Origin of the sequence: Paenibacillus lactis (genome assembly GCF_017873605.1) — a bacterium.
Classification (GTDB): domain Bacteria; phylum Bacillota; class Bacilli; order Paenibacillales; family Paenibacillaceae; genus Paenibacillus_AQ; species Paenibacillus_AQ lactis.
The window spans coordinates 130724-151205 of the sequence record NZ_JAGGKI010000001.1 but is presented as its reverse complement, the minus strand read 5'-3'; the positions used below and the strand labels follow the sequence as shown (position 1 = coordinate 151205).

14 protein-coding genes are annotated in these 20482 nt (G+C 49.4%); all 14 read left to right on the top strand.

The window, feature by feature from the left end; genetic code table 11:
- Nucleotide 1 precedes the first annotated feature (1 nt).
- The 14 genes from J2Z18_RS00555 (at nt 2) to J2Z18_RS00490 (ending at nt 20458) form a co-directional block, all read left to right on the top strand.
- Nucleotides 2–760 carry a WecB/TagA/CpsF family glycosyltransferase gene (locus tag J2Z18_RS00555; RefSeq protein WP_007133266.1) on the top strand — a complete coding sequence of 253 codons (759 nt, stop codon included), beginning with the start codon at nt 2–4 and terminating at the stop codon, nt 758–760.
- 113 nt (nt 761–873) lie between these two features.
- Nucleotides 874–1998: a glycosyltransferase family 4 protein gene (locus tag J2Z18_RS00550; protein WP_007133265.1), complete on the top strand. Its 1125-nt coding sequence runs from the start codon at nt 874–876 to the stop codon at nt 1996–1998.
- A gap of 217 nt (nt 1999–2215) precedes the next feature.
- Nucleotides 2216–5878 (top strand): S-layer homology domain-containing protein, encoded by a 3663-nt coding sequence (locus J2Z18_RS00545; protein WP_210093997.1) that lies wholly within the window; start codon nt 2216–2218, stop codon nt 5876–5878.
- 238 nt (nt 5879–6116) lie between these two features.
- On the top strand, nt 6117–6461 hold the full coding sequence (locus J2Z18_RS00540; protein ID WP_007133263.1) for a hypothetical protein: 345 nt from the start codon (nt 6117–6119) through the stop codon (nt 6459–6461).
- Nucleotides 6462–6830: 369 nt separating this feature from the next.
- Nucleotides 6831–9788 carry an Ig-like domain-containing domain gene (locus tag J2Z18_RS00535; protein WP_210093996.1) on the top strand — a complete coding sequence of 986 codons (2958 nt, stop codon included), beginning with the start codon at nt 6831–6833 and terminating at the stop codon, nt 9786–9788.
- Nucleotides 9789–9863: 75 nt separating this feature from the next.
- The gene (locus tag J2Z18_RS00530; protein WP_210093995.1) at nt 9864–10388 is read left to right on the top strand and encodes a hypothetical protein; all 525 of its coding nucleotides are present in this window, start codon (nt 9864–9866) and stop codon (nt 10386–10388) included.
- Between the two features lie 166 nt (nt 10389–10554).
- A complete protein-coding gene (locus J2Z18_RS00525) occupies nt 10555–10839 on the top strand; it encodes an alpha/beta-type small acid-soluble spore protein (RefSeq protein WP_210093994.1) in 285 nt (94 codons plus the stop codon).
- Between the two features lie 571 nt (nt 10840–11410).
- Complete coding sequence (metK, locus tag J2Z18_RS00520; RefSeq protein ID WP_210093993.1) at nt 11411–12616, top strand: methionine adenosyltransferase; 1206 nt, start codon at nt 11411–11413, stop codon at nt 12614–12616.
- 338 nt (nt 12617–12954) lie between these two features.
- Nucleotides 12955–15657, top strand: a complete 2703-nt coding sequence (locus J2Z18_RS00515) for a phosphodiester glycosidase family protein (RefSeq protein WP_210093992.1) — start codon at nt 12955–12957, stop codon at nt 15655–15657.
- A gap of 45 nt (nt 15658–15702) precedes the next feature.
- Complete coding sequence (locus tag J2Z18_RS00510; RefSeq protein WP_007133257.1) at nt 15703–16857, top strand: sensor histidine kinase; 1155 nt, start codon at nt 15703–15705, stop codon at nt 16855–16857.
- Nucleotides 16858–16861: 4 nt separating this feature from the next.
- Nucleotides 16862–17584, top strand: a complete 723-nt coding sequence (locus J2Z18_RS00505) for a response regulator (protein WP_007133256.1) — start codon at nt 16862–16864, stop codon at nt 17582–17584.
- A 188-nt stretch (nt 17585–17772) separates the two neighbouring features.
- Complete coding sequence (locus tag J2Z18_RS00500; RefSeq protein ID WP_210093991.1) at nt 17773–18195, top strand: hypothetical protein; 423 nt, start codon at nt 17773–17775, stop codon at nt 18193–18195.
- A gap of 105 nt (nt 18196–18300) precedes the next feature.
- Nucleotides 18301–18453, top strand: coding sequence for a hypothetical protein (locus J2Z18_RS00495; protein WP_210093990.1), 153 nt, complete (start codon nt 18301–18303; stop codon nt 18451–18453).
- Between the two features lie 115 nt (nt 18454–18568).
- Nucleotides 18569–20458 (top strand): ATP-dependent helicase ComFA, encoded by a 1890-nt coding sequence (locus tag J2Z18_RS00490; protein ID WP_210093989.1) that lies wholly within the window; start codon nt 18569–18571, stop codon nt 20456–20458.
- The last annotated feature ends 24 nt before the right edge of the window (nt 20459–20482 follow it).

The window sequence follows — 20482 nt, the reverse complement described above, 5'->3', positions numbered from 1 at the left end:
CATGAACCAGACAAAACCTTTTCCAACCGTTTCCGTGTTCGGGGTTCCATTTTCCAAGATGGACATGAAGGATACCGTCAAATATCTGACGGAGGCCGTAAAGTCCGGGAAACCGCATCAGGTCATTACAGCCAATCCGATTATGGTCATGACCGCAGAGAATAATCCCGAGTATAAAGCCATGATGCAAAGCGCCGAGATCATCGTACCGGATGGAACCGGAATCGTATGGGCTGCCGGAGTAGGGGGCGATCCGCTGGAGGGACGTGTTACGGGCTTCGATCTGTTACATGAATTGCTCCGGGTCGGGGAAACCTACAGATGGAAGTTTTACTTGCTCGGAACCACGGCAGAAGTGATTCAGGAAGCCGCCAATCGGTTACAAATGCAATATCCGGCTGCAATTATATGCGGGTATCGGGACGGATTTTTCGGACCTGAGGAAGATGCCGCCGTCATCGAGGAGATCCGGGCCGCTTCGCCGGACATATTGTTTGTCGCTCGCGGTGCGGACAATCAGGAGCCTTGGATCGCCAAGCATAAGCAGGCGCTGCAGGTTCCTGTCGTTATGGGCGTCGGCGGATCCTTCGATATTATTTCCGGCAAGCTCAAGCGCGCTCCGAAGGTATTTCAGAAGCTGCGCCTTGAGTGGTTCTACCGGCTTCTGAAGGAGCCCTCCCGTTACAAAAGAATGCTTGCGCTGCCGAAATTCGTAGTGAAAGTGCTGCGCGAGAGAGAAAACGTAACGAAAACAAGCTAAATCGCTTATTTCTATGGCGAATATCCGGGATTTCACCGGAAATTGGTATTGGATTTCGGACCCGAAGGGAGTATAATTCAACCGGTAGACAATATTGGGGGTCGAATGATTACATGTTAATGATATACATCATCGGGTTTATCGTGGCGCTTGCTTTGGCTCTGGTTCTTACGCCGCTGGTGAAAAAATTCGCGGTCAAGATCGGTGCCGTCGACGTGCCGAATGCCCGTAAAGTTCATACTCGAATCATGCCCCGTCTCGGCGGGCTTGGCATTTATCTGGCTTTTGTGCTCGGACTCATTGCAGTGCTTCCTTTCTTGCCGGATAGCCTTTCGCCGCGGGATGCCAACTTTATGAAGGCTTTTCTGATCGGCGGTTCCATGATCGTACTGATCGGAGCCCTGGATGACCGATTTGAGCTGTCGGCCAAAGTCAAGTTCTTGGCACAGATTGCAGCGGCCTGCGTTGTCGTGTTCGGATTTAATATTACTGTGGATTTTGTAAATATACCGTTTCAGGACCGGTACTCGGCGCTCGAGAGCTGGGTGTCGATTCCGCTCACCATCTTTTGGATTGTCGGGGTGACCAATGCCATCAACCTGATTGACGGCCTCGATGGTCTTGCTGCGGGCGTGTCCGGTATTGCGATCGGGACGATTTCCGTCATGGCGTTCCTGATGGGAAATACGACCGTAGCTCTGCTCTGCCTGCTGCTCTTGGGCGGAATTATCGGATTCCTGTTCTTTAACTTCCATCCCGCCAAGATTTTCATGGGGGATACCGGCTCACTGTTCCTTGGGTTCAGTTTGGCCATGCTGTCCTTGCTCGGCTTCAAGCAGATTGCGATCGTATCGTTCATTACGCCGCTGATTATTATCGGGGTGCCGCTGTCGGATACGTTCTTCGCGATCGTGCGCCGCAAAATTCAGAAGAAGCCGATCTTCGCGCCGGACAAAGGTCATTTGCATCATTGCCTGCGCGAGCTTGGATTCAGCCACCGCCAGACGGTGCTGATCATTTATGTGATTGCCGCTTTCTTCGGCGTTCTGGCCGTCATTCAATCCTCGGCGGCCATGTATGAGGCGAACTGGGTAACCTTCGTCGTCATCTGTGTCATGATGTGCTTCATGCAGATCGGCGCAGAGGTTATCGGGCTTGTAGGCAAGACCAAACGGCCGATCCTGGGCCTGATCAACCGCATGAGGATGAAGGCGAATCCCGAAAGCCGCTCCAAATAAGAACTTATTCTAATTCTTTTTGCATACGATTGGACATGCAGGCCTCACCCGAAAAGGGGTGAGGCTTTTTTGTGTTTTTTTCTAAAAAATTGAATGTATGGGACCGATATATGAACTATGCGTTAATACCAACTGTCAGGGAAAGAGAGGGGAGCAAGTGAAAGATCGAACACCCAAAGCGGACCCGCAGGTCCGAACGAACAAGGAGGTAAAACCGTTGAGACGTCCATTTCATACTATGGCTAGCCTGCTGCTGGCTGTAGCGATGTTCTTTTCATTGATACCGGCACTACCGGCTTCCGCCGCAAACGGGGCTTTATTTTTCCATTTTTCTAATCTGAGCACAGATCCAAATTCGCCAACGCCCGAAAACCGTAGCTCCATCAAGGTGTCGGGCACGTATAACGGCGTTAACCCTAATACGATTTCCTATGAAATTAAGCGTTTTGATGATACGACGACGGGCGGAACGGGTGTTAAGCCGATTCTGGACGAAGCGGCCAACACATTCGAGTTCTTGAACGTTCAGTTGAATCAGGGCGTGAACAAAATTATCGTCTCGGGCATGAGCACTCAAGGGCAGCAAGTAAGCGCAACAGCCTATGTCAAGTTTTCGGATGTTCCGGCTGTTTATGAAGTCGCGCTGAGCGACGGCCGGGTTCTTGAGGAAAACAGCTCGAGACCTGTTGTCGTTACAACCGAAACGATAAGCATCTCCGTTAAGGCTACAAACGGATCCAAAGGCGTGACCGTAAACGGACAGTCGATGTATCCAGGCGGCGGCGATATGTTCTATTCCGCAGGTATTCAATTGAAGAAAGGCGTCAACGACCTGGTCATCGTGGTTAATTCCGAATCCCGGACGCAGACCATCCATCGTCAGGTCGTATATCATCCGACAGGATCCTTGACGGCGAATGACCTAAGAATCGGCGGCACCAGCATTGACGGACAGGCTGTCGTAACAGGGAACGTCAACGGCACAATCACCGGTTATGTCGTGGTGGATGCTCCCGCTGCAGGTGCTACTCCGGTTCCGCCGGTGCTTGAAGTAGGGGTATTCCCGGTTGGGTCCACCGTACCGATTGCGAATTTGACAGCTACCGTGGGCCAAGCTTCCATTCTTAACAATACATTGATGTATCCTTTTACGACGAACGGAACTGTCAGCATTACGCAAAGCGGGGAGTACCTGGTCTACATTAAGGACACCGCAACCGGATATGATGTACAAAAGACATTCACGTATCGCGATGCCAATGCGCCGACGATCAAACAGGTCCACCAATTATATGGCGTAACCGAGAGCGGCAGTACGGTGTCTTTTAGCTCGCAATCGATTTTTCCAAGCAGCAACGACACGGTTCTAAATGAACTGCCTCTCTATTTAATGGTAGAACAAGTAAACGCGGGAACCGCCACGATTGAATCCAGTAAAGGCGCAAACATAGCTTCAACCTTTACGTATAACGGAAACACCGTATTTAAAATTACGAATTTGCCTTCCGGACAGCAAAATCTGATCATTAAGGTCAGCAACGGATCCGGCGTATCGGATACGAAGGTCATCCCGGTAACGTTCCTGTCCTCTTCCTATATTGATGTTTATAACCTGTACAACAACCAATTATTCAAAAACAGCACCGACTTCACCCAGGTGTCTGGCCGTATCGTGAATTACACCGGTACCCAAGGGCTAACTTTGGCCTTGAACGGCAACACGATTGATCTGCCAGTTAGCAGCAATGGCGAATTCAATTACGTTGAGTCACCTCAAGCCGCAAATCGATTCTTACAGCTGGTTCCAGGACCGAACACTTTGGTTGTAGCCGATAAAAGCGGTAAAATTTCTACGAGATTAACGCTTCTGTATTTCAGTGACAACCGTTCTGTTATTAAAAACATGATTCCGTTCCCAGTCGGCTCTCCAACGGAATCTGATCCGGACAAGCTGTTCACGGAAACTGATAAAAATGCATTCACAACTTACGAAAAAGAAATGGGTCTTCGGTTCGAAGTCGATAATACGGATGAAGTGACCGTAACGCTAAGTCATCCTTCATCAACGATTTTTGCCGTGTTTACGCAAGACAATACCGGAACATGGAGACTCACCGGTGGCGCTTTGAAAACACAGCTTGATGCGATCAACCAAGTAGATCACAACTTGTATTACACAATTACAACCGGCACAAGCTCAAGTAATGTACGAGTTGTGCTTAAAGAATTGGCATTGCCCGAGGTAGGTTTGCAGGCCATTTCGATTGGATCCCGCATTCAATCCGTCACGACAACGGATACGATTGAAATCACGCGTGAACGGGCGCCTTATCAAGTGTTGTCACCGAAGCTGCCGAACGAAGGAGTACTGAAGCAGAACTTCGTAGAAGTCAGCATTAAGGCTGAAGGAGCTGACTCTGTTACCATCGGCAAAGAGCCAATGGTAAAATCCGAAATCAGCGACATTTTCCGTTTGGAAGTTAAAAACCTGAAGAACGGCAAAAACACCATTAAGTTTACGATCGAGCAAGGCAGCAAGAAGACAAACGGCCAAATTGTCGTGCAGTATGTGGATGATGCAACAGAAGGTTCTCAATATAAAGCAAGCATCTCGAAATCAGGCAAAATCAATGTATTTAAGGGTGGACTGTCCTTGCAACTGCCGAAGGGAACGGTTCTCCAACAAGCGAATTCCAACCCGAAAGCCGAAGTGCCGACCATTAACCTACTTGGCGAGCATGACATTTTATTCGGAATTGCGAACCAGATTGATGGACGTACAATCAAGGCATACAATCGCATTGGAGAAATCGAAAACGGAGTAGAGATGGATGGACGTCTATCGTTGATCCCTGGTGACAGCGGCAATGCGTTCCGCTTCACGCCGGCTCCTCATTTCGGATATGCTTCGCCGCTGTACTGGCTGGATGCGGGCTCGCTGAACGCTTACAGCAGCAATGTTGAAGATTTCAACGTGAAGCAAGCTACGCATCCATACGCGAAGGGCCATGAATTCCATCAGCGCCTGATTCCGCAAAACTGGATGGAGCTTTCCCAGAAAGGCACTATTACACTAAAATATGATTCCGCGTTGGTTAATGCAGCTGCCGGCAACCTGGGTATCTGGTGGTACAACCCGTCCCAGGGCACTTGGACCAATATCGGCGGCAAGGTCGATTCCAAGAAAAAGACAGTCACCGCTACGTTTAAAGGTTTTGGTTATTATGCCGTCAAGTCGCTGCGTTACAGCTACTCCGATGCGATTTCACATAAAACGGCCCGGAACGATATTGAGCTGATGCTGGCAAGAGGTTATATGAAGGCGGCCAAGCAGGACGCATTCGGTGTATATGACCCGATGACCCGCGGTGAGTTCGCAACCATCGTTGTGAAGCTGCTCGATATTCCGCTGGATTACGATGTGCCGATTAACAACAGCTCGAACAAGCTGACCTTCGATGACATTTACCAGGAGACAATCCCGGCAAATGCCTTGTGGGATTATCGTTATATCGAAACAGCAGCACGGAAAGGGATCATCCGAGGCATTGCTCCGCGAAGCTTTGCGCCAAATATGGAGCTGTCAAGGGAAGAAGCGGCGAACATTATTGCCCGTGCGCTCAACCTGAAAATGGGCGAGATCGAGAAAGACAAGGCAACGCTACAGAAGCAGTTTGAGGATGTGGGCAAAATTAAGTCCAACTATTCTTATCCAGCCATTCTTGCCGTTTCAAAAGCAGGCATTTTGACTGGGGTTGCCAATAGCCTGAAAGAAGGCGAGAAAAAACCTACGTACAACTTTAACCCGGATGCAGTCATGAATAGAGCAGATACCGCAACTGTGGTGAAACGCATGATGAGCAAATTGAAGCTGTTGTAAGCCAGAATTGCTGATTGCAGTTGAACGAGAGCATATGCCTGGATCTCCAGGTGATGCTCTCGTTTTTCGTGAGCAGCTGTATCCGTTGAAGGTGACTATGCTAGGACAGACATAAGCATTGCGCCTTCCGATAAGCGGTAAATAGAAGCGGTTACCAAAATCTATTTTTTGTAATTTCGCATGGAATACGCTACAATAGCGAAAGCACATACTATTTTTAGAGGGTGAAGATGAATTTATGAAGCCGATTTTATCCAAAGCGCAGCTCGACTACATGAAGGCGAAGACGAAGTTCGAAGATAAAGCCAAAGTAATGGAGAAGAAAATTGAGCTGGCACGTGCCGCTCATAATGAGATAACGCAAGAAATTATGGAGGGGCTCGTACTAGAGACTGGCTTTCATGATTCCTTCAATGAACTGACCGTAGCCGAGAATGCGCTGATCGAGTGGTCCCATACAACCATTAAACACGACAAGACATATCGTTCGAATAAAGCGGAGATCGATTTAATGTACAGCAGATTGAATCAGGATCCGGAGATGCGTGCAAAAATTATCCAGCTTGCCATGAAGATTCGATAGAATTCAACAAGAGACGCCTTTAGGGCGTCTTTTTTTGTTGTCGTAACATGGAGAACCCTTGTTGTTAGAGGAAGTGCGAAAACTTCGAAAAATTTTTTTAAAAAAACTTTGCAACCCCCGCAACTTTTCGGAAAATTAAACGTTTATAATGTAGAACCCAATGAGGCAACCAAGTTTAACCTGAAGAAGAAACTTGTCTATAAATTAGAAAATTGTTCTTTACGGTGCTGGGGACTCGTTGTATAATACCTAGGTAGGATTAGGAATCTATTCTAGTATGTAGTGTTCTCTCGTTAACAAGATTCTGTGATCTCGTCACAGACATCATTTATGATTTATGCTCAACTCGGGAAAGGAGGTGCAGGGCTAATGAGTGACAAGAGCTACCAAATTAAAGAAAACAATCAAGTGATGATTCAAGGAGGAGAAAAAAAGGTTATGAAGAAAATTTTATCCGTAGCACTGTCTACAGCAATGGCATTCTCCATGTTTGCTTCTGTTGCATTCGGTGACGACGCACTTAACACGCAACAAAAGTATGACGTACTTAAAGAAGCTAAGATCTTCTCTGGCTACCCAGACGGATCTGCTGGTCTTGACAAGGAAATGACTCGCGCTGAGTTCGCGAAAGTTCTGGTTGGCATCATGGGTCTTGAGCCAATCCAAGGCAAAGCTTCCTTCAAAGATAAGAACTACAAAGCTAGCAAATGGCCAGCTCCTTATGTAGAAGCTGTTTACTCTGCTGGTTTGATGCAAGGTAAGAACACAACGAAAATGATCTTCGACTTCAACGGTAAAATCACCGTTCAAGAAATGGCGAAGGTTCTCGTTGTTGCTCAAAAACTTGAAATTCCAACAGAAACTAACAACAACGCTTCTGACTGGGCTAAAGGTTATGTTCAAGCAGCAATCAACGCTGGTCTGGTAGACGCTAAAGCTAACCCTAAAGCGAACGCTACCCGTGCTCAACTGGTTGAAGTTGCTTATGACATCTACCTGTCCCAACAAAAACCAAAAGTAGTTTCCTACGAAGTTAAAGAAGACGGTAAAGTGGTTGAGTTCAAACTTGCTAACAATGAAGTTGTGAAAGTAACCCTTGAAACTCCTCTGAAAGCTAACACGGCTACTGAGGTTAAATTTACACATAACAACTACAACTACACTGAAAGTGTAACTTGGGTTGTGACTGCAGCTACTAAGATCGAATCTGTATCTACTACTAACTACAAAGAACTCGTTGTTAAGTTCGACGGTGAAGTAGAAGCTAAAACTGCAGAGAACGAAGACAACTACAAAGTTACTGGCGTTACTTTCGAGTCCGCTAAGCTTTCCGCTGACAAGCGTACTGTAACATTGTTGGTTGCTGAAAACTCCGCTAACTTGCCAGGCCAGAAAGATACTAAAGTTGAAATCAAAGGTGTTAAAAACTCCGATGGTTCCAAAACATTCAACGAAACTCTGACTTTCAGAGCGGTTGACACTCAACTTCCTGAAGTGACTGAGGTTAAAGGTCTTGGAACAAAAGCTTTCAAAGTAGTATTCTCTGAGCCGGTTAAATCCACAACAGCTTCGAATATTTCGAACTACAAAATCGATGGCAAAGCAGTTTCTGGTTGGGTGAAATTCACCTATCCTAACGTTGCCTTCATTACAACTGATCTCGCTGTTGGTGAGCACACGCTGAGCCTCCAAGGCGTTGAAGACTACGCTAACTTTAAAGTTAGCCCAGTTGACGTGAAGTTTACTGTAGCTGAAGATAAGGCAGCTCCAGAAGTGGTATCCGTTAAAACTAAAGACTTGACTAAAGTTGAAGTTGAGTTCAACGAATCCGTGAAGTCCGTAGACAAGGTTTACCACACTTCTTCCGCTAAGACTGCTGATAAAGTGGAAATTAAAGATAACGTTGTTGTCTTGACTTTCAGCACTGACAGCAAGAAACTTAGCCTGGGTGAAAACACAATTTACCTTGAAGGTGTAAGAGATTACAGCGACAACTCTGCAAACCGTGATGTTAAGGTTACACCGGTACTTGATACCGAGCGTCCAACTGTTTCTAGCGTAAAATCTGACGTTTATGGAAACACTACAGTCTTCACTTTGGAATTCTCTGAAGATGTAAACTTGACTGACATCCAAAATCGCGACAACTTTGTCCTGAAGAATTCTAAAGGCGAAGTTGTTACTGATAAAGGTTTCAACAACGGTAAACCAGTAACAGTACCAACCTACGAAGTCAAGAATGGTAAAACTTACAAAAACCATGTAGTTATCAAGTCCATCGGTACCCTGCCTGCTGGCAAGTACACATTGGATGTTGCGAACATTCGCGATACTGCTTCCATCGGAAACACAATGTTGCCACAAACTCTCTCTATTGATGTAACTAACACATCTGCACTTAAGGTTGAGAGAGCTTGGATTAGTTCTGATTCCGATAACGATGATCTCTACATCGATGTTCAATTTAACAGAGCTGTTGCAGTAGAAGGAAATGGATCTGCGTTGGAAATCAACAAATACAGCTATGTTGTCAACAATGTTTATAAAGTATTCCCAACGAAGAATGCTCCACAACCTACGTTGAGAAATGCTGAGACAGTTCGTCTTACTATTCCTAAGAAGGACTTCAGCAACTGGAAGACTGAATTGGAAGGTAATTTCTTGCGTGTAGTTAACGTTGCTGATCTTAACGGAAACTATTTGACAGATTCTCAAGTTAAAATTTCGGATAAAGTAACTATCCCTGTGAAATCTGTTAAAGCAACTGCACTTGATAAAGTGAAGGTTGAGTTTAGCGGAAACATTACTTCGGTTGTTTCGAGCGACTTCACTTTCGCAGGAAACATTCATGGTACTGCAGGCGAGCCTAAATATGACAACGGTGTGACTACTGTTGAATTCACTTTAGACCGCGAATTGAACAAAGCAAATCTTGGTCAAGTGACAACTGTTGGAGACCCTCAAACTTCCGATAACCTCGGTCACAAAATTGAGGTACTCACTGGTAAAGATATTGAAGACGGTATTGCACCAAAAGCAGTTGAAGCTAAAACTGTAACAGGAAATACTTATGTAGACATCGAGTTTGATGAAAAAGTTACAGTTTACTACACACCTGATGCATTTAAAGTATATGTTGATGGTACTGCTGTTGAAGTAACAGGTGCAACCAACGCATCCGATACAGTTGTTAGAGTACAACTTGCTAAGCCATTCAACCCAACGGACCGAACTCTTGGCGGTCAAGTCTCCATTGCAAAAGGTAAGTATATTGTAGATAGCAAAGGCAATTCTGCAGATGCTGTTTACCAAGAAGTTAAGTACTAATTTGTTTGTTCTTATTAAACTGTCCGGAATTAATTCCGGACAGTTTTTTATTACACTCATTGAAGGAGAAGTATCATGCGAAAAATGTATAAAATGGCATTCGGGACACTGGTTGTAGGAAGTAGTATTCTTGTCGGAACTCTTTGGAACTTTCAAGTATCCGGAGCCAGCACCACCCCCGGCACAGCCGACGACCCGGTCGTGACCAAGAGCTACGTCGATCAACAAATCCAAAAAGCGCTAAATGGCGGTGGAGGGACAACGACTCCAACAAACCCTACTACCCCAACGAACCCAACCACTCCAACGCAACCTTCCCAAGGATCGGATGAAGTGAAGAACGTTGCCTTGAAGCCTGGCAAAATTCTGATTGCTGATGCTGGTGCAGAATTTATCGTTCGTTCGGGTAACGCCGTTATTTACACCGAGGATTCCAACGGTGTTGCCGATCTGACGGATGGTAAGGACCTGCTCAATGGACAAGCTGCGCCGAAGAACCATTTGCTCTCCTTCCCGCGTGAAGGTCGTGGCATTCAGGTGAAGGAAGGGCAAAAGAACGGTCTCATTGTCATGGTACGAGGCGGTTATACCATAAAATAAAGCAATCAAGGGATGAAATATCTTGTTCAATTTCATCATGCCAAATTAAATGTGATAAATGGTCTTCCTATAATTATTGCCAGCAGTGACAAGCTTTAATACGTGTGCGTACCTTATATTAAACAAATAATACTTCTGTAATCACATTTACAGGAGGTGTTTCATTATGCCACGCAGCAATCGTAATCGTCAGGTTGTACCGGAAAGCCGTCATATGCTGAATCAGATGAAATATGAAATTGCCGCTGAGTTTGGTTTGAATGTGGGATATGGCGGTTCGAATGGAGCCGATACCGAATTTGGATCAGAACTTGGAGCAATTGGAGGCAGCTCATCAAGCCGCCGTCCAGGATGGGGTCATCTCACTTCCCGTGAGAACGGATCCGTTGGCGGAGAAATTACCAAGCGCCTTGTACGAAATGCAGAGCAGAGTCTGTTCGGCAGATTGTAATGGCCTCATAACTTTTAGCTGATGTTTTGAAGGGACCAAGAAACAGATGCAAGCAAGGGAGTAAAATACTTCCGTAAAAGATTTCTAAAAGAAAGCTTCATCTGGAACAAGCCTGTGATCGTTCTTGAACTGGATTAAGATAAGTTGAGCAAAAGAAATACGAGGGAAATGCAAGAGTGTGAAATGATTTTGAAGAAAACGACAGTGGTCGCCTTTGTAAGAGGATTTCTACCACAATCGAGTTCAGATAAATTAAAGAAATCTGCGAACAACAGCGATCGTAAGAACATTTCACACGGCTGCTCTACCTCGTTAAGTTCAACTTATTTATTCTTAGTAAGAAATCCAGGAGCAACAGCGATGTAGGAAAATTTACGTACTTGCCTCGCATTGAAAACATCCAAGAAAATCCTTGAAAACAGGCGGGTAACTGGATTGACACCTGGTAACAAATACGTTAATATGCATGTTGAGGATTGTACATTTCAAACCTTTTCCTGTCGGAAAAGGTTCATTTTTTGTGTAGGACCTCTTGAATATTCACATACTATTTATATGGGAGGTTGATCTCATGTCTTTAACAGGGCGACGTTTATTTACATCAGAGTCCGTAACTGAAGGACATCCGGATAAAATTTGTGACCAGATTTCCGATGCGGTACTCGATGCATTTTTGGCTAACGACCCGAATGCGCGCGTGGCTTGCGAAGTCTCCGTTGCTACAGGTCTGGTACTGGTCATTGGTGAAATTAGTACAAGTTCAGAATACGTGGATATCCCATCCATCGTTCGTAACACCGTGAAGGAAATTGGGTACACACGTGCAAAATACGGTTTTGATTCCAATACATGCGCGGTGCTGACATCGCTGAATGAGCAATCGGCCGATATTGCACAGGGAGTAAACGCTGCACTGGAGAGTCGTGATCCTTCCCAAGTGGATAAGGAAACCGAGAACATCGGTGCCGGCGACCAAGGCCTCATGTTTGGTTTTGCAACTAACGAGACGCCTGAGCTCATGCCGCTGCCGATCGCATTGTCTCACCGCATCGCTCGTCGCTTGTCCGAGGTACGTAAAGACGGTACGCTTAGCTACCTGCGTCCGGACGGCAAGACGCAAGTTACGATTGAATACGACGGCGACAAGCCGGTTCGCGTGGACACGATTGTCGTATCGACGCAGCATGCCGAGGAAGTTACGCTGGAGCAAATCCAGAAGGACATCAAAGAGCACGTCATTCTTCCGGTCGTTCCAGCCGAACTGCTGGATACGGAAACTAAATATTTCATTAACCCAACGGGACGTTTTGTTATCGGCGGTCCTCAAGGGGATGCCGGTCTGACCGGACGTAAAATTATCGTCGACACCTACGGCGGCTACGCTCGTCATGGCGGCGGTGCTTTCTCAGGCAAGGATCCTACAAAAGTCGACCGTTCCGCGGCTTACGCGGCCCGCTACGTGGCTAAAAACCTCGTTGCTGCCGGCCTGGCGGACAAATGCGAAATTCAGCTTGCTTACGCGATTGGTGTCGCAAATCCGGTATCGATCAGCGTGGATACCTATGGTACCGGTAAAGTCAGTGAAGAGAAACTCGTTGAGCTCGTTCGCAATAACTTTGACCTGCGTCCAGCCGGCATTATCCGCATGCTGGATCTTCGCCGCCCAATCTACAAGCAAACAGCGGCTTACGGACATTTTGGCCGTACCGATATCGACCTGCCATGGGAGCGCGTAGACAAGGCTGAGGCTCTGAAGGAGCAAGCTCAAGCCAACTAAGCATCATCATTTGAAACAATGATTAATACAAAAAAGTAACTTTTTAAAAAGCTGATGCCTGCTAAGGGTATCAGCTTTTTTGGCTTAATTTATGGTAAAATAGGAAGAGGTTATATGACAAAACTGTCATTTTTGCACGAATATATAGTAGAATAGGACAGGGAATCCAATCCCACCAAAAAATCCACCTGTGAAATCAGAAAGAGTTGGTGTAGAATACGCCCAAGCGTTTTTTTATAACAAAATCGTAACTTTTCCTCAAAAATGAAGTCTATTAATTAGAGACTTTACATGTTCGGCATATGTGTTGAACAAAGAGATGGGAGAGTTACGATTACATGGCAAGACAGGGGAAAGCACTGAAGTCAAACCAAACGACAGTAGGTAAAAAATGGTTAATCGTTACGTTGGCAGGGGTCATCTGGGTGAGCCCCGTACTTAGCGGCAGTTTGCCTGTGATAGACAAGCTGTCACCAGCCTCCGTCGCCTATGCGGCAACGACGTCGGTCAAGAAGCTTGGAGAAGAGATTATCACCTCTGGTGCTGTATTGATGAAGTATCAATATACGAGCAGCACCGGCGCGAAATCGCTTGCCAATGTCGTCCGTGTCGACTTAAACAACCCGTATGTGAAGCTGGATGTGATGGCAGGCAAGGGGAACCAGTTTACAACAAGACAGAGCACAGGCGGTATGGCCAAGGAGCATGGGGCGGTTGCCGCGATTAACGGCGACTTCTTCATTACGAATCGCGAAGGGGCTCCAATGGGTCCTCAAGTGTCCAATGGCGATCTCATGTCCTCTCCATCCGCGCTGAAGGGAATGTATGCATTTGCCGTCACAAAGGATGGCAAGCCGATCTTGGATGAGTTTGCTTTTTCAGGAAGCATCACGGCTGAGAATGGAGCAACGTTCCCGCTCGCAGGCATTAACAAAACAGCTTACAACCCGGAGGGTACCGGATCGACCTTCAGTCATGTGAACGCAGCGTATTTGTACACTAGCGCCTGGAAGGCCATTGACCGTCCATTAAATAGCTCGACGACACCAACAGAGGTTATGGTAACGGACGGCGTCATTACGGACATATCCGTTATGGCAGGCTTGCCAACAGCAGTCCCGGAAGGCAGCTATGTTCTTCGTACTCACGGAGCAGCTGCCGAATTCGTGAAGAATAACCTGGAGGTCGGTCAGAAGCTGACGGCGGATTACACCCTAGTATCTAAAAAATCAGGTCAGAAGCTGGACCCTTCCTCACTCCAAATGATGATCGGCGGTCATACGATTCTGGTGGATAACGGCAAAGCCGCTTCGTTCTCCCGCAACGTCAACGATCTCGGCGGCACGCGCGCCCGCACGGCTGTAGGCTACTCGAAGGATGGCCGTTATGCGTATATGATTGCAACCGAGCGCAATGACGGCAGCACGGGTATGACCCTGCAGCAGCTGCAGGATTTCATGAGCAAAATCGGGGTATGGAAGGGCATGAATCTGGATGGCGGCGGATCCACCACGATGGTCAATCGTCCGCTGGCCGAGATGAATACGGAGCTGACATTCCCTACGGAATACGGCACCACGCAGCGGAGCGTCGTAAACGCGCTCGGCGTGTTCTCCACGGCGCCTAAGGGCAACTTAAAGGGCCTAAAGGTTAGCGGCAGCAGCACGCTCCTGATCGGCCAGACAGGGTCGTATGAACTGAAGGGCTACGACACCTATTACAACCCGATTGATGCGGGATCCATCAAACCGACCTGGAAATCCAGCAACGGTAATCTCGCGATCAACGGCCAAAGCATTAAGGCAGTGAAGCCGGGCACATCCACACTGACTGCGGTTAGCGGCAGCACGAAGGCAACGATGCAGGTGAACGTACTGGGAGCCGATGATCTGGCAGCGCTGACGACGGCGGTATCCAGTGCGCCGCTTCAGGCAGGAACGAGCGTGTCCGTTCCAGTAACGGCTGTAACGAGATCAGGGCAAAGCCTGGAGGTTCCAAGCAGTGCGCTGAAGTGGGAATTCATCGGGTTTAAGGGCAGCGTCAAAGACGGCCGCCTGACCGTTACATCCGTAAACAGCAACACCAAGGTAGGATATGCGATCGCTAGATATGACGGCTTTAGCACGGTTGTCATTTTGTCCGCGGCCGGTGAGAGCACTTGGGAGAACTTTGAAAATGTAAGCTATCCGATCAAATTCACAACAAATGTGCCTGCCGTAACCGGTACGGCTTCCATCGTGAAGGGAAGCGGAAGCCACGCCGACTCGAAGGTGCTGAAGCTGACCTATGATATGACCGGCGGGCTTGGACAGAAGATGTATGCATACGCCGAGTTCAACGGAACGACCGGTAAAACGATTCCGGCACAGGCAACGTCCATGGCGATCGACGTGGAAGGCGACAGCAGCCTGAACTGGCTCCGGGCTGAGCTGAAGGACAACAACGGCAAGACCGTTTATGTTGATTTGGCCAAGGCTATCGACTGGACCGGCTGGAAAACGCTGAATGTCGACTTGACCGGTTACAATATCGCATTCCCTGCCCAATTGAAGCGCATGTACGTCGTGAACGTGGATGAGGGACAGGATGAGCGGGCCCTGACAGGCTCGGTATCCTTTGATGATATACGGTTTACGATGCCGGCTGTTGCGGGCAACGAAGTTCTTCCGACAGGCAAGGCGGTCATGACGATCGGGCAAAAATCACTCGTGCTTAACGGCTCCAAGGTAGCGATTGATTCAGCGCCGATCCTGAAGAACGGAACGACGTATGTTCCGATCAAGCATGTGCTGGACGCCTTTGGCGGACAAGCAACGTGGAATCAATCCGCACAGCGGGTAGGCGTATTGAGAGGCGGCATGCTGCTTGAGCTGACCGTCGGCAAGAAGGAATTTATTTTGAACGGCAAGCGTCATTCGGCTGCTGTGGCTCCTATGGTTCAAGGGGGTAGGACTTTGGTCCCTCTTCGCCTCGTTTCCGAGCAATTAGGCCTTAAAGTAAAATGGGACAAGAACACGAAGACCGTTACGATCGAATCATGATATGGTATGATATGTATATGAAACGTTAGAAATGGAGTAGAGTGCGTGGATTATCAAGCCGATGCCATCGACCGTGTCATAAAGAATGCCATCAAAGTGATGGAGGACAGCAAATACCAGATGTTCGAAATTTTGGAGGCGTCTCGGCAGGAGCTCGTGTCTCTGAATCAGGAACTAAAGCGGACTTTGAAGGAAACGACGGAAACCTTGGAGAAAGTGGACCAGCTCGAACTGAACTATCGCCGTTCCCGGATCCGGCTGACGGAAGTCAGCCGGGATTTCGTCCGGTATAAGGAAGAGGATATCAAGCAGGCGTACGAGAAGGCGACACAGCTGCAGCTGGATCTCATGATCTACCGGGAGAAGGAAATGTATCTGAAGGCAAGACGGGATGAGCTGCAAAAGCGCGTCCGCAACGTGGAGAATTCCGTCGAACGAGCCGAATCGATCGGATCCCAGATGGGCGTGGTGCTGGAGTACTTGTCCGGTGAGCTGGGGCAGGTGTCCCGCATTATCGAATCTGCGAAGAACCGGCAGGTCATCGGTCTGAAAATTATCCTGGCCCAGGAAGAAGAACGCAAACGGATATCCCGGGAAATTCACGATGGTCCTGCACAGTTGCTTGCCAATCTGGTTCTTAGGACGGAAATTGTAGAAAGAATGCTAGCTAAGCAGGAATTTAAGATGGTGCAGGACGAAATAGTAGATTTGAAGGGGCAGGTTCGCTCTAGCCTGGAGGAAATGCGAAAGGTTATTTTTAATCTGCGTCCAATGGCACTCGATGATCTAGGATTAATTCCCACGCTGCGTAAATATGTGCATGATTTTGAAGAAAAATCCAAAATCCGCACGATCTTCGAAACACGGGGGAAAGAGCATCGTCTCTCTTCTGCGATGGAGGCGGCCATCTACCGTTTGGTGCAGGAAGCACTTACGAATGCTGCAAAACATGCTTACCCGACTTATGTATTGGTGGAAATTACGTACCAGGCCCAATTGGTCAAGATTGTCGTACAGGACAATGGCCTGGGATTCAATGTCGACTTGCTGGAACAGAAGAGCAAGGACCACTTTGGGTTAATTGGCATGCGGGAGAGGGTAGAGCTGCTCGAAGGGAGAATGGAGATCGAATCTGCCGAGAATCAAGGGACGAAGATCATCATTCATATCCCGACGAACGTAGAAAAGGGAAAGGAGTAATGGGATGGAACACTTAGAAAACGAGAATACACTGATTAAAGTTTTATTAGCGGATGACCACCAGTTATTTAGGGAGGGTCTCAAGCGCATTTTAAATATGGAGGACGACATCGACGTCATCGGCGAATGCGGAGACGGCATCCAGGTGCTGGAGTTCTGCAACGAAGTGAAGCCGGATATCGTATTGATGGACATCAATATGCCGACCGAGAACGGTGTTCAAGCAACCGAAAAGCTGCGTGAAATGTTCCCGGAGATCAAGGTCATCATTCTTTCCATTCATGACGACGAGAGCTACGTGTTCGAGACGCTTCGCAAAGGAGCTAACGGATATCTCTTGAAGGATATGGAGGCTGAATCGCTGATCAACGCCATTCGTTCCGTACATGAAGGATATGCGTTTATCCATCCGAAGGTGACAGGCAAACTGATTCACCAGCTCCGCCGCATGACCTACGTGAACGAGGCAGGCGCCATGGCTGAGAGCGGTACACGCGAGGCGGGCGTCAAATTTGTGGCAGGGGAGAATAATCCGCTGACACGCCGCGAAGCCGAAGTGCTGAGACTGATGGCCGAGGGCAAGAGCAACAAGATGATTGGTGAATATCTGTTCATTAGCGAAAAAACGGTTAAAAACCACGTCAGCAGCATTTTGCAGAAGATGGAGGTTGACGACCGTACGCAAGCCGTTATCAACTCCATTAAATATGGCTGGGTAACGCTGTAATTTTCGCTCATTTGGAGCGCATGGACGAGTATAACTTAGGAGGGCTGCCTGGGCGGATTCCTTTCTTAACGGAAAGCGAACGCCTTTTGAGCCGCCACGGCAGGCTTCGGTGTGGGCTGTTCGTTACATACTGTCACCGTCCCTTCCATATCGGCATATAGTGTGGATATGAGAAGGAGGTGAGCCTCATGGTTGCCCATTTGCTGTGGATCCTTGCGGTGTACGGCATCGCTGCCCTTCTGGTTCATATTATTCACGCTCGCCATCTACGTAGAAACGGAAAAGACACCAAGCGGCGCATGCATTACGTGCTGATCACGTCCAACCATGAGCGGCAGGTGGAATGGTACTTGAGAGCCCTTTCATTATATGCTCTGATGAGCGGGACGCGGATTCGCGTCACCGTCCTTGATGACCAGTCGCATGACGATACGTTGCGGATTGTTGAACGATTAACGCCTATGTCCGGCATTGAGCTGGTGTACGGAACTTGGCGCTCCGGCAATTCGTCCTTATCTGACACCAATGGGGAGTCGGGGGACCCCCCGATCATGACGATCGATCTGCGCAACCCGCTCGAGGCGATCCGGATTCCTTATGTCCAAGGATGAACGATCAAGATGCCGACTCGTCCCAAGATGCTTTGGAATAGAATACGAACACAAGAGGCGTGAAGCACACTCCGATTCCAGATGGAAGGAGGGTGCTTTTTTGCGTTGGGGAGAAAATTCAGGCTGCTGATGCTCTGGTCACGCGTCTGCGAATGGTATACATACAATCTGCCTGGCGGCAACGCCAAGCATCACTCGCTGCATGCCTCGCTCGGTACAGTGAAGATGGGGGATGGCAAATGCCTTCCGGTGGAATAGGCGTGGAATGGAATTTACGATCTCTAATATGGCTCGAGTTTTTGCATGGATGATTCCTCGTCGTGGTTTGGATTTATCAGAAACTTTAGCGGTGGAAAATGGAGGGTTTGTGGATATGCAGATGATTGTATATGCTGTCCGGACAACGGATGCATGGCGATGCTATCTCTCACTCGATATGCAGGTGGATTTGCAATGGTGGTATGGAGACGGAGAGGGGCAAAGAGAGATCAGCGACCGTCCGCATCGTATGGTTATCCTTGCTTCTTCGATCCCTCTGGGGTGGGCCGCCGTGATCCGGGATACGTTCAGACCGCTTCAAGAAATGGATCAATGGGGGGGAGACGAGTGGCAGGGCTATGTGGATAAAAAAATTGCAAGCTACATCAGCGAGGAGCCCGAGCGGAATCAAGCGAGATGGAGGACCGTCACGCAGGATGTTCGCGTGCTCGACGAGCGTGCAGTGCTGTCCGGCTGGACGCCAAGGGGCAGCGAGGAATGGAAGGCGCTGATGAGGCAGGCTGAGCAGCTTATCTGCGCCATCGAGGGCCGAGCCTTGCTTGCCGGCGAGATCGAGGCTCTTCTGACGGAAGCCGCCGGGGGCACCGGCGGCTGGCGCTCCGCGGCCCAGCTCGGCGTCCTGCTGGGCCGCCTGCGCATGGAAGCGGGGCTGGCGCAGCCCGCCCCGCGGGTGCCGCCCGGCCGGCTCCGCCGCGGCCGGGCCATGGCCCCTCGCTGCCGGCGATGCGGCAGCGAGGCCCGAAGCCGCACGGCATGCGCCGCGTGCGGCTCGGCGGCTTGCGCCTATTGCGAGGCCTGCCTCGCGATGGGGCGCAGCCGCGCTTGCACCCTGCTGCTGCATGGCGCAGCAGGGCCGGCCGTGCGGGGCACGGCCGGGGGTTCCCCCACCGCGGCCTTGGGCCGATGGGGGCTGAGTGCAGCGCAGAGCGCCGCCGCCGGCGCTGCGCTGCGGTTCTTGGCGGAGCCGCCCGTAGGGAGCTCCGCGGGGCCCGCCCGGTTTCTCATCTGGGCGGTCACCGGCGCCGGAAAGACCGAGATGATCTTTCCGCTGCTACAAGCCGTATTGGACGCGGGTGGCCGCGTTCTGGTTGCGGCCCCCAGACGTGATGTCGTGCTGGAGCTGGCCCCGCGGTTGTCCAAGGCTTTTCCGGACGAGCAGGTCATTACGCTGTATGGCGGCAGCCCCGAGCGATGGAAACGGGGGAGCATCACCCTGGCAACAACGCATCAGCTGTTACGATTTCGGGAGGCGTTCGATCTCGTGGTTATTGATGAGATCGATGCCTTTCCCTACCATAACGACCCGATGCTGGCTTATGCCGCCCGGAATGCTTGCAAGAAAGAGGGCAAATACATTTACTTGTCGGCGACGCCTCCTGCTCCTCTCCAACGGGAGGCTGCCAGGGGACGATTGCCCCATGCCAAGGTTCCGGCCCGTTTCCATGGACATCCGCTGCCGGTTCCTCGCAAGCTAAAGATCTTTCCGGTGCACCGCTGTTTGCAGCAGCGCCGGCTGCCGCTCCCCTTGGTGCGCAGCTTGAGAGCTTCGTTGTCGCGCGGGGCTCAGGTGTTCCTGTTCGTCTCCCGGATCCGCCATATCGCCCCCTTCCTCGAGCTGCTGCAGCAATCGATGCCGGATATGCCGATGGAAGGAACGTCTTCCGTCGATCCCGCGCGTGCGGACAAGGTCATGGCTTTTCGCCAAAGGGAGATTCGGCTGCTAGTCACGACAACGATTCTCGAGCGGGGCGTAACGGTACCGAAGAGCGACGTCTACATCGTGGATGCCAACAGCGATCTGTTTGACGAGGCCGCGCTCATCCAAATGGCAGGACGGGCAGGGCGATCGAAGGATGACCCGGCGGGGCGTGTGGTGTTCGCCGCTCCGCAATGGACCCGGAGCCAAAGCCTGGCCGTACGCCAGATCAAGCAGATGAACCGGATTGCGGGTAAAGGGGGTTACCTGCGGATAGAGTTTAGATAGGGATTTTACGTGAACGGATGCGTG